The organism is Streptococcus sp. 32226D021BW, from assembly GCF_053545015.1.
Genome location: NZ_JBPPVC010000023.1, coordinates 1 through 11,380 on the forward strand (window position 1 = coordinate 1; position 11,380 = coordinate 11,380).

General features: G+C 43.4%; 9 protein-coding genes. 7 read left to right on the top strand and 2 right to left on the bottom strand.

The window, feature by feature from the left end; translation table 11 throughout:
- Positions 1–102: 102 nt before the first annotated feature.
- A complete protein-coding gene (locus ACEE44_RS09995) occupies positions 103–585 on the bottom strand; it encodes an NUDIX hydrolase (protein ID WP_449172130.1) in 483 nt (160 codons plus the stop codon).
- 157 nt (positions 586–742) lie between these two features.
- Here ACEE44_RS09995 and folE point away from each other — a divergent pair, with 157 nt between their 5' ends.
- The 6 genes from folE to ACEE44_RS10025 all read left to right on the top strand — a co-directional run bounded on the left by folE (position 743) and on the right by ACEE44_RS10025 (position 8,599).
- Positions 743–1,306, top strand: a complete 564-nt coding sequence (folE, locus tag ACEE44_RS10000; RefSeq protein ID WP_105242726.1) for a GTP cyclohydrolase I FolE — start codon at positions 743–745, stop codon at positions 1,304–1,306.
- 8 nt (positions 1,307–1,314) lie between these two features.
- Entirely contained in the window at positions 1,315–2,127 is an 813-nt protein-coding gene (gene folP, locus ACEE44_RS10005) for a dihydropteroate synthase (RefSeq protein ID WP_449172131.1), read from the top strand.
- Positions 2,120–2,482, top strand: coding sequence for a dihydroneopterin aldolase (gene folB / locus ACEE44_RS10010; protein WP_449172132.1), 363 nt, complete (start codon positions 2,120–2,122; stop codon positions 2,480–2,482). The genes folP and folB overlap by 8 nt, the downstream gene beginning before the upstream one ends.
- Positions 2,479–2,973, top strand: coding sequence for a 2-amino-4-hydroxy-6-hydroxymethyldihydropteridine diphosphokinase (folK, locus tag ACEE44_RS10015; protein ID WP_332412301.1), 495 nt, complete (start codon positions 2,479–2,481; stop codon positions 2,971–2,973). Before folB ends, folK begins: the two co-directional genes overlap by 4 nt.
- 20 nt (positions 2,974–2,993) lie before the next feature.
- Positions 2,994–4,304: a GntP family permease gene (locus ACEE44_RS10020; protein WP_449172133.1), complete on the top strand. Its 1,311-nt coding sequence runs from the start codon at positions 2,994–2,996 to the stop codon at positions 4,302–4,304.
- 143 nt (positions 4,305–4,447) lie between these two features.
- On the top strand, positions 4,448–8,599 hold the full coding sequence (locus tag ACEE44_RS10025) for a pneumococcal-type histidine triad protein (RefSeq protein ID WP_449172134.1): 4,152 nt from the start codon (positions 4,448–4,450) through the stop codon (positions 8,597–8,599).
- A gap of 107 nt (positions 8,600–8,706) precedes the next feature.
- Here the strand turns inward: ACEE44_RS10025 and ACEE44_RS10030 are convergent, their stop codons facing one another.
- The gene (locus ACEE44_RS10030; protein WP_449172135.1) at positions 8,707–9,855 is read right to left on the bottom strand and encodes a cobalamin-independent methionine synthase II family protein; all 1,149 of its coding nucleotides are present in this window, start codon (positions 9,853–9,855) and stop codon (positions 8,707–8,709) included.
- A 197-nt stretch (positions 9,856–10,052) separates the two neighbouring features.
- Between ACEE44_RS10030 and ACEE44_RS10035 the strand changes: the two genes are divergently transcribed.
- Positions 10,053–11,219 (top strand): MFS transporter, encoded by a 1,167-nt coding sequence (locus ACEE44_RS10035; RefSeq protein ID WP_449172136.1) that lies wholly within the window; start codon positions 10,053–10,055, stop codon positions 11,217–11,219.
- Positions 11,220–11,380: the final 161 nt, after the last annotated feature.

The window sequence follows — 11,380 nt, forward strand, 5'->3', positions numbered from 1 at the left end:
GGACTTAGTCCTGTCCAATACAGAACTAAATCCTTTCAATAATTATTTGTCCAACTTTTGGGGGTCAGTACATTCCAAGGCTTTTTTTCCATTTCATAGAAACTATTCTTCATAAAAATCAACACTGTATTCCAGCAATTTGTCCCCGTCATAGCGGAAGCAAGCGGAAAAAAAGGGTTTGTTTTCCAATAGCCATTCTTGAAAATGCCGGTCGCCCTCCCAGGTTGGTTTGGAGAGCACTTGGTCATAGGGAACCCACTCTAAGTCGCCTTCATTGCAGTCAATCAGACTTCCATCAAAACCCGTTATCTTAAAGACATAGGTGTACCAGTCTGTGTTTGGAGTAAAGTCTGGGAAGGTGATAACACCTTTTAGGGCGTGCTTGGTGACTGTTAGACCCGTTTCTTCAAAGACTTCTCGAATAGCACAGGCTTGCGGTGTTTCTCCAGGTTCCAATTTGCCCCCCACCCCAATCCATTTTCCTTGATGGACGTCATTTTCTTTCTTGTTTCGATGAAGGAGAAGATATTCCTTACCATTATCAATGTAGCAAATCGTAGCCAGTTGGACAGGTTTCTTGGTCATAGTAGCTCCTTGTAGTTAGTTTGTTCCTATTATATCACAAAGGGGAGAGTGTCTAGCATTCTGAACGGGGACAGTTTGTTGTTTAGAATGTTGAAAGCCCTTTTCTGAAAACAGTTTTTAGGGTATAATATGAACATCAAACTATTTAGGATGTATTATGTCAAAACAAGAACAAATCGAACAAACCATTTACCAATTATTGGAATTACTAGGTGAAGACCCGAATCGTGAAGGGCTCTTAGATACACCAAAACGTGTAGCTAAAATGTATTTAGAGATGTTTAACGGTCTACAAGAGGACCCTAAAGACCAGTTCACAGCCGTCTTTTCAGAAGGGCATGAAGAAGTTGTTCTGGTCAAGGACATTCCCTTCCACTCTATGTGCGAACACCACTTGGTACCTTTTTATGGCATTGCCCATGTAGCTTATATTCCTAGCAAGGGGCGTGTGACAGGTTTGAGTAAGCTGGCACGTGCAGTAGAGGTGGCAAGCCGGCGCCCTCAATTGCAGGAGCGCTTGACTCATCAGGTTGCCCATGCCCTTCAAGATGCCCTTGAGCCAGAAGGGGTGTTTGTTATGGTCGAAGCAGAGCACATGTGCATGAGCATGCGTGGGATTCGTAAACCGGGTAGCAAGACGGTGACGACTGTTGCCCTTGGCAAATATAAGGAAGATGCTATTTTGCGCCGTGAACTCTTATCCATGATTCACAATAAATAGGAGGTTCTATGTCAATCGAACAGTTGGCGAATCAAGTAACCATTATGGGAATTCTCAATGTGACCCCAGATTCTTTTTCTGATGGAGGCAACTACAATGAGGTAGAAGCTGCCTTGGTTCAGGTGGAAAAATTATTGGCAGATGGGGCGACCGTCATTGATGTCGGTGGTGAGTCCACTCGTCCAGGTGCAACATTTGTGTCCGAAGAAGACGAGATTGCTCGCGTGGTTCCGATTATCCGTGCTATCAAAGAAAACTATGACTGTCTTGTCAGCGTCGATACCTATAAAACAGGAACTGCACGTGCAGCCTTGGAAGCAGGCGCAGATATTTTAAATGATGTCTGGGCAGGACTTTATGATGGAGATATGTTAGCCCTGGCTGCGGAGTACAAGGTACCAATCATTCTCGTGCACAACCAGAACGAAGAAAGCTATAAGGATGTTGTTTGTGAGGTCAAAAACTTTCTAGCTGAGCGGGTCCAAGCAGCACTTGATGCTGGTGTTTCCACAGACCAGATTTGGTTAGATCCAGGATTTGGTTTTTCAAAGAATGTCCAACATAATCTGGACCTCTTACAAGGTTTGGGACAGATTACTGCCCTTGGTTATCCTGTTCTTTTTGGAATTTCCCGTAAGCGCGTGGTGGATTATCTGCTTGGGGGCAATAGCTTACCGACAGACCGTGACCAAGCAACGGCAGCTTTGTCTGCCTGGGCAGTTCAAAAAGGATGCAAAATGGTCCGTGTCCACAATGTCGCTGCCAACCGTGATATCGTTAAGGTTTGGGACCAATTGACTTCTGGAGGTCAACATGGATAAGATTTCTCTCAGTAAATGTCGCTTTTACGGCTACCATGGTGCCTTCAAAGAAGAACAAGTTCTTGGTCAAATTTTCACAGTTGACTGTGATTTGTTTGTTGACCTGACAGCAGCTTCACAAACTGACAATTTAGAAGACACAGTTCACTATGGTATGGTCTTTGAAACCATTAAAGCAGTTGTGGAAGGCAAGCCCAACATCCTTATAGAAAAGGTAGCAGGTGTTATTTGTCAGGAGATTTTTGATCAATTTCCAAAGGTGGAGAAGATTCGCTTGGCCATTTACAAGGAAAATCCGCCCATTGCTGGACACTATGATTCTGTCGGAATTGAATTGGAGCGTGAACGACCATGAAGCATCTAGCCTATCTCAGTATCGGAGGGAACATGGGCAATCGGCAAGCCTATTTACAGGCAGCCCTAGACAAATTAGCCAGTCATCCAGGTTGCCAGCTTGGCTTAGTTTCCGACATTTATGAAACTCCAGCTTGGGGCAAGACAGATCAGGCTGATTTCCTCAATCTAGCCTGTCAAGTGTATACTGATTTGTCTGCTCAGGATTTTCTAAGCGTTTGCCAGAACATCGAACAAGAGTTGGACAGAGTACGAATTGAAAAATGGGGCCAACGGACCATTGATTTGGATATTATTTTTTGGGATGAGGAGAATATTCAAGAAGAGAATCTGATTGTTCCCCATCCTTATGCCCATGAGAGGGCATTTGTGCTTTTGCCGTTGGCTGACATTGCTAGAGATTTTTGCCATCCTATCCTTGGTCAAAAAGTAGAAGAGTTAGTAAGCAATTTAGGAGATACATCAAACATCAAGAAAATCTCTCTTGATTAAAAATGAAAACAAGGAGAATTATGGAAATTTTAGCGATTTTAGGAGTTTTATTGGCTGTTGTAGCCATTATTTATTTAACGTCAAAAAATTTACATGTCATTGTGGCAGCGCCAGTAGCCAGTTTGATTATTCTGCTGACCAACCAGATGAATGTGTTAGAGGTCATGTTGGGACAGGAGAAGTCCTACATGACAGGCTTGGCAGGTTTTTTAATCAATAACTTTGCAATTTTTATGCTAGGTTCTATCTTGGCCCGTTATATGGAGGCAAGTGGGGCTACCTTGACCATTGCTAATAGCATTTTAAAATTAGTGGGGAAAGATAGTCCTTATAAGGTCTTGCTAGCTTTGGCCCTCATTACAAGTATTTTGACCTATGGTGGTGTCAGTATTTTTGTTGTTATTTTTACTCTCTTGCCTCTGTCGCGGCCTCTTTTCAAAGAGTTAAATATCAACTGGGCTCTTTTTCCACTACCAGTCTTTATGGGGGCTAGTACTTATACCATGACAACCTTACCAGGTACACCATCCATTCAGAACGTTATTCCGACCAAGGTTTTGGGAACAAGTTTGACAGCGGCTCCGCTTATCAGTTTGGCTGCTAGTTCAGTTCTCTTGCTCTTTGGCTTGTTTTACATGGGCTACTGTCTCAAGAAGAGCTTGGCAAATGGAGAAACCTACACGGAGAATGTTGACGATGTGGTTGTGGACTTAGATACAAAAAGACCAAACCTCTTCTTCTCAGTCTTGCCCTTGCTTAGTCTGATTGTCACAATCTTCCTTTTGAATAAAACTCCGAATGTTTTGGTCATTGGCTTGTTGGTATCTATTGTTTTATCAGCCATCTTGTTCTACCCATATCTGCCTAATCAGAAGGAACTTTTGAATTCAGGTGCGACAGCTTCTATTGTTCCTGCCTTTGCCACATCTAGTACGGTGGCATTTGGTACTGTCTTGACCTTGTCAGCTGGTTTCGCTGTTATTCAAGAATGGATCCAACAAATTCCGGGTTCGCCTTTGATTAGCTTGTCTGTGTCAACAGCCTTGCTCAGTGGTATTATTGGTTCCTCATCAGGTGCGGTTGGTATCGCCTCAAGTAATTTCTTGCCTGCCTATTTGGAAATGGGGATTGACTCGGAAATCCTTCACCGTGTGGTCGTAGTGGCTTCGGCTATTCTAACAGTTGTACCGCAATCGGGTGTTATGATTACCTTCCACAATCTGTCCAAGTTAAGTATGAAGCGTGGTCTTAAGTATTCATTTGTACTGGTGACTGTCGGACATATCTTGGCACTCATGGTTGTTTTAGCCTTGGCAGGCCTACTTTACTAGAAGAATTGAGAAAGAACTTTCTTTGGAAGGTTCTATTCTTTTGGTGTAAACTTAACTGGATTACAATTAACCGGTTGACTAATTGCGTTAAAAATTATATACTTTACTGGTAAAATACTTGTTATCTATAAAAGGAGAGTATTGTGAAGAAGAAACGAAATCTTGCCTTGACAGGCATTACCCTCTTGTGTAGTTTGACCTTGTTGGCTTGCCAGCAGAAACAAGCTCAACAAGTTGCTAGTGAAAAAGTAAAGCAGGAACAGGTTCAGAAAGAGGAAATAGTCTATGTCGTTGCTGAGTTAACAACGGATGGTTATGTCCTTATTCACGGTGACCATCAGCACCTGGAAAAAGGTTCTGTTCCCTACGATGCCAAGTTTTTGAAGGAAACCTTGTTAGAGGATAAGAACTACCAATTCAATGAAAAAGATGTCTTGTACAAGGTACGGACAGGTTATATCATTCAAGTGAAGGGCAAGGTCTATTATTATCCTAAGAAGACTGGAGATGGTCTTGTCACTTTAGAGGAAGCGCGGAAATTAACGGCAAATAATCCTGAACATGACCACCATGGACACGATCACAACCATGACCATGCTCATGAAGAGAAAAAACAGTCATCGACCAATCTAGTAGGTGTGGCCGGGATTGATAGACCAACCAGCGACGGTTTTTTATTGAGCGATGCCAAGCAAATTTCAAGCAAGACGGATACGGGCATTATCGTTGAGCATAATGGTCACAGTCACTTTATCTTTTATGGTGACTTGAAAGGTAGTAAGTGGGAGTACCTTATCCCAGCTGAAGCTGATGTGACCAAGAAGCAGGAAAATAGTACATCTAGTCAGTCATCCAGTCAGGCTGGTCAGGACCATTATCAATTCAACCCTGCTGATATTGTAGCTGAGGATGCTAATGGCTATACAGTTCGCCATGGAGATCATTACCATTATATTTTGAAACAAACTGTCGGTGGAAGTGTGGGAAATCCTGTTCATACAGCTACTAGCCAGTTTGCTAGTTCGAAAGCGGCGGCACCGGTTATGCAAAATCAGTTGGTGACTTTACCTGTTTCCCCAATAGCTAACCTACCAGTTCCAGTAGTTACTGTAGGTGCTAATCAAGCAGCGTCTGTGGTTTCTCGTCAAGGGATTGCTGGGATTGACTATCCGACTAGCGATGGCTTTCTCTTTGATGGTAGTGGGCTTATCGGTCAGAATGCGGTTGGTCTGCTTATTCAACACCAGGGGCATATCCACGTTTTGCGTAGGGAGCAGGTAGCTACTTCCAAGTGGGCTCATTTGTTAGAAAATCAAGCCAGTCAAGTAAGTCCAATCCGTCCCCTGCCAGATGTGGTGACAACAGTAGTTGCAAAACCAGTGGAAAAAACGGAAGTAGTAGCCGTTCCAAGTACCTCTACCCAATCACCAGCAGCAAGTCCAGCACCTGTCACCCCTGCAGAGGCGACTGTGGTGGACGAGGTTGCGGACAAGCGAAACTATCTAGCCCAAGCCCTCGGTTTGTCGGTCAGCTCCATTACGCTTTTGGATACGCCACAAGGTCAGGCCTTTATGTATCCCCATGGTGACCATGACCATGTGTTGCTCTTGAAAAATATTGACCTAACCAAACCTTTTGAAAGTGAAGAAGAGGAGCATAGTACCCCAACTCCGAACACCTCATCAATCAGTGAAACGACTTCGTCTAGCTCAGAACAGCCAACAAGCTCCAGCACCTCAACGCCAACTACTGGTAGCCAAGCAACAAGTGAGCCAGAGGCAACAACCACAACCAGCCCGTCCTTGTCAGAGGTGACTGAAGCGTCTAATTCAGCACCTGTCACTCCTGCAGAGGCGACTGTGGTGGACGAGGTTGCGGACAAGCGAAACTATCTAGCTCAAGCCCTCGGTTTGCCAGTCAATTCCATTATGCTTTTGGATACGCCACAAGGTCAGGCCTTCATGTATCCCCATGGTGACCATGATCATGTTGTGCTCTTGAAGAATATTGATATGACCAAACCTTTTGAAAGTGAAGAGGACTTGGCACGAAAAATTGATTACATTTCCAAGGTCTATGGTGTGCCAAAAGAAGCCATCCGAGTTTCTGATACCACCTTTAGTTTCAACGACCCAAGCCATGCCTATGACCCGACCCATGTCCATCCTTATGTGATTTTACGGTCCATGTTGATTATCCCTGAAGTGACTGGTGATCCGGAAACGGACTTTGAAGCGGAGCTTTTGGCGGTAGCTAAGCGGACAGGTATCGCACCGTCTAAACTCATCATTCGTGACAAGAAATTTATCCTGCCACATGGTAATCATGACCATGTCTTGCATATTCAGGCTGTGGAGGGTATTGAGCCATATCTTGCCAATAAATTGCCAGCTATTTCAGGTAGCTATCAGGAAGGGGAATTTGACCGAGCGACTGTAGATAGTCAGCTTGAAAGTTTGCGTCAAGTGGCAGCTGAAAAGTATGGGACAAGTAGCAAGGAATACCGTCGTATCGAGCGAGCTTTGGACGACTTTGCTAGCAATCTGGATGACCTGGTAACCAATTCGACCAAGGGCTATCTAGCTATGTTGGAGCAATTTGAAAAGGTTCATATCTTAAAAGAAACTACTAGCAATACAGAGGAACAAGTAGACCCACTCTATCAATCTGTACTTGAACAGATTCGTTTGCTTGATACTAGCAACCTACCTGTCAATAAGGATGATTTGACCAGTCAGCTCAACCAAGCCAGTCAAGCTAAGGACAGACAGGCCTTGCTTAACCTGGAACACCTCTTGCAAGAATTGAAACATTTCCAGGACCGTCCAGATATTACAGCTATGGAGTATATGGATTATTTACTTGGTCAGTTGGATCAAACCTATCTTGCACCTGATTTGCAAGAAAGATTGGCGAGCACACTGGAACGCTTGTTCCAAGCGACCTTGGGCGGGAATGGGGCAATCAAACCATTGGACTTGTCCAAGGAACTGGTTGACTTGAAAGTTGCACTCCATCTGGCCAAGGCAGCTAATCAGACCTACCCTATCCAAACCAGTCCTGCCTCTGAAAAATTGCAGGAAAACAGAGCCTTCATGGAAGCATTTGTGGGGGACATCCGTGAGATGTTTACTAGACAGATGAGCTTCCCTGAAGTTGTGGAGAAAGCAGAGCATGAAACTTCAGTAATCTCTCCTAGTCATGTGACGGATAATCAGACCTATCAAGAGCTACTGACTTTGCTTAGACAAACAAATCTAACTGGCACCCAGACCTCACAAACCGCCTGGGTTGAGCGGATTAACCAGGCAAGTTTGAAGCGGGATGAGCGTGAGTTAGCAAGTATTTCCCATAGTTTGAAGGAAATTCAGCACTTCCAAGACCGAGCAGAAATTCGTTTGATGGAATACATGGATTACTTGCTTACTCATATTGACAGCCCTTATCTTCAAGCGCCTACTCGTCAGGAAGCGGCTCGCCTCATCAATCAAATCTATGGTTTGGTTGTTCGCAGAGAATTGGCTACCAGTCCAATCTCTCTAGCAGAAGACTTAATTGCCAGCAGTATTGCAGTTGCCAATGATGTAAAAGGGCAAATCAATCATCAGCTTGAAATGTCAGATGACTATGGCATTATGCAGATGAATCGTCTAGAAATGAATATGTTTGTCGAAGGAACTAGAGATTTCTTTGTCAATCCGTTAAGTTTGCCTGAGGAAGTTCTGGTAAAAGCAGGGCAGACAAGTCCTGTTCCAGCAATTGAAGAAGGTGTAGGTCTAGCCAGTCCAACCAGTCAGGATAGACCGGAAAGTTCATCTAGTCCAATCCATGACCATGAAAGTGGCAGCAAAGAAGCCAGCCCATCCAGCTTATCACAAGCAGTTGAAGAAACCCCTTCGTCAGAAACTGGCTCAAGCTCTGAACAAGCAACCAGTCCTACAGAGCTTGTTGAGGCAGAAGCGGTCGCTCCAACCAATAGTGATGTCCTAGTATCAGAAGAAGAAAGTGCTTCAAGCGATGGAAGCAAGCCTATAGAAGTTCAAGAAATTCCTTCGCCAACAGAAGAAACAAATGCCTCATCAGCTCCAGCTTCGGAGCCAAGCAGTCCAGCAGCAGAAGAACAATTTCTGTCTGATGAAACTGCAGAGGAGGAAGAAGTGGAATTATCCAATGAAGACCTAGAATGGCTGTCCGATATTTTCGGTGAATTTACAGGTTCAACTTCCGAAGAGGAAAGTGAAGACATCGGCTTGACCTGGAAACCGATTGGTAACATTGAAGGATGGTTTGAATAATCCATTCTAACCACGGACAGTTTCAAGGCTGGTCCTAATGGATTTATCAGAATTGCAAATAAAAGCCCTGCCAATCGGTAGGGATTTTATGAGTATTTAGTAGGGCATTAAGACCAGAATTTACCTGCAATTTCTTGACCTTGTTTAATTTTAGCCCACTGTTGCGGGATGGCCAATTCATTACCTGAATCACATGAAGCGAATCCACATTGATGCGACAAGTAGAGACGTTCTTTTGGAATAATCTTGCTTGCTTCCTCGAGAAGTCGGTAAACTCGTTCTTCATCATCCAAGTCAGATGTCTTACTTGAAAGCAAACCAAGTACAACTTCAACGTCTGAATCACGCAAGCTTTCTAGAGCTTTGAGATCGCCAGCTCGCTCATCATCCCATTCAAGGAAGAAACGACTGTAGCGTTGGTTTTTAAGGAATTTCTCAGCAATTGCTTCATAAGTACCACCTGCAGCAGAACGACTTTCGTAGTTACCACGGCAGTTGTGGGTCCATACTGTTAATCCAATACTATGACCATAGTCTGCCACGGCGTTGTTGATGGCGATAAATTCATCTGCAAGGGCGGCTAATGCTTCTGGATCATCTTGTGGCAAGAATGGAACTGGATTTGATGGATCGAAGAGTTCCCAAAGGCAATCGTCAAACTGGATAATTTGGCCTCCAGCAGCCTTGTACTGGTCTAAAAATTCCTTATAGGCAGCGATGAGACCGTCTTTCAATTCATCACGAGTCTTGTAAACCTGATCAGGTCCAACTTGTCCATTGAAAATTGTCAATTCATTAAAGGCGTGGGCTGGACCGAAAATAGTCTGTTTGGTTACTGTATCTCCTGCTAATTCTTTCACTTGTTTGAAAATATCAATGAAATGGTGATTTTTTGCAGAAAGTGGAGCAGTAATACGCAAACCAATGTCCTTACGTGTTTCGTATGGTTGCCCATCGTGGTCTTTAAATGGATAGCCGTGTTCAGCAATGTAGCGTTCGATTCCCTCAAAGCCCCAGAGAAAATCTAGGTGCCACATTGAACGGCCAAATTCACCATCTGTCACGATATCCAAACCGTTTTCTTTTTGTTCTGCAACAATTTTTTGGATGAGTGAAGCTTCCGTTTCTTTGTAACCATCAAAGTCATCATAGAATGGGTATTTGATGTCTTCACGAGCCTCAATTTGTCGTTTGAATTCTCCTAAAGTAGATGGACGTAGTAGTGAGCCTACTAATTGAAATCTTGATGTTGTCATGTAAAATCTCGCTTTCGATTTGTGATGAACTTATTCTAACCTAGTTAGACTAATTTGAGAAATAGTTATTTTTAAGGCAAAACTATAGTTAATAACTATAACAAAGATTAAAATAGAAAAAATAACTTTCTATCATTTGTCAAGTGTGATATAATCAAAATTACTGAAATCCGAACGTTTTTATTTAGGAGAAAATAATGAAAAAACAGTCACCATTTATCGTAGCAGGTATTGTTATGTTAGGTGTCGTCATGCGCGCCCCCTTTACAGCCCTTCCTGCTATCTTGACAGATGTAGCTGCTGGTCTGGGAGTAGAGGTCAGTTCTCTAGGTATCTTGACCTCTATTCCCTTGATTATGTTTGCCCTCTGTTCTTCCCTAGCTCCTCGCCTAGCTGCTAGATTTGGTATGGAGAAACTCATGGCCATGGTCCTCTTGGTCATGGTTGTTGGATCAGGGATGCGGGTACTTAATCTACCTACTTTATACATAGGTACTATGCTTGTTGGAGCTACTATTGCCTTTATCAATGTTCTCTTGCCCAGTCTGGTCACGGCTAATTTTCCTAAGAAAATTGGTTTTTATACAACCATCTATATTACCTTGATGGGAGTAGCTGCGACGGTGGCTGCTATGGTCGCAGTTCCTATCGTATCCGCAAGCTCTTGGCAAACATTTATCCTATTGATAACAGCTGTAGTCTTGTTAGCCTTTCTGCTCTGGTTACCCAATATTCGTAATAATCATCGTTTTGAAACCAAAAAACAGGGCCAGCAGACCCGGTCTATTTGGAAGAATAAAGCTGCCCTTGTCTTCCTACTCTTTGGTGGTCTACAATCTGTTCTCTACTATACAGAGATTACCTGGTTACCGACCATTTCCCAGTCAGTTGGCTTCAGTAAGGCTGAGGCAGGCTTGATGGCAGGTTTCTTTAATATGACTGCCATCCCTATGTCCATGATTATTCCGGCTATTCTTTCTCGTCAGACCAAGGAAATGCGCCGTAATATTATGTTGTCTACTTCTTCAGCTACTCTTCTAGGTCTTGCTTTGCTGGCTGTTCTACCTAAGCATTTTATACTCTGGACAGCTCTGCACATTATTTTGAGTTTTTCAAATGCAGCTCTTTTCCCTTATATGATGTTGGGCTTTACCCTGAAAACCAGCAACAGCCAGGCGACTGCTCAATTATCAGGTATGGTGCAGACTGGGGGCTACTTGATTGCTGCCTTTGGTCCAGGTTTATTGGGATACAGTTATCCACTATTTAATAGCTGGCTCCCTCTTATCATGGCACTAGCCCTTGTGACCCTAGCCATGATGTGGACTATCGTACTGATTGAAAAAGAAGATATTATTTTATAAAGCGCATCTCTTAGAAAGCTTGTTAATTGCCTTTTGGAAATAGCAGAGCTTCTAAGGGATTTTTTGGTAAACAAAAAAGCTGGATAGTGAACTGCACCCCAAAAGTTAGACACAAAATCTAACGATTGGGGTGTTTTTCTTATGAAATTAAGTTATGAAGA

Bases quoted from the DNA above. Each gene is read 5' to 3' on its own strand.
- folB (WP_449172132.1), top strand. From the start codon at position 2,120: ATGGATAAGATTTCTCTCAGTAAATGTCGCTTTTACGGCTACCATGGT.
- folP (WP_449172131.1), top strand. From the start codon at position 1,315: ATGTCAATCGAACAGTTGGCGAATCAAGTAACCATTATGGGAATTCTC.
- folE (WP_105242726.1), top strand. From the start codon at position 743: ATGTCAAAACAAGAACAAATCGAACAAACCATTTACCAATTATTGGAA.
- ACEE44_RS10030 (WP_449172135.1), bottom strand. From the start codon at position 9,855: ATGACAACATCAAGATTTCAATTAGTAGGCTCACTACTACGTCCATCT.
- ACEE44_RS10035 (WP_449172136.1), top strand. From the start codon at position 10,053: ATGAAAAAACAGTCACCATTTATCGTAGCAGGTATTGTTATGTTAGGT.
- ACEE44_RS10020 (WP_449172133.1), top strand. From the start codon at position 2,994: ATGGAAATTTTAGCGATTTTAGGAGTTTTATTGGCTGTTGTAGCCATT.
- folK (WP_332412301.1), top strand. From the start codon at position 2,479: ATGAAGCATCTAGCCTATCTCAGTATCGGAGGGAACATGGGCAATCGG.
- ACEE44_RS09995 (WP_449172130.1), bottom strand. From the start codon at position 585: ATGACCAAGAAACCTGTCCAACTGGCTACGATTTGCTACATTGATAAT.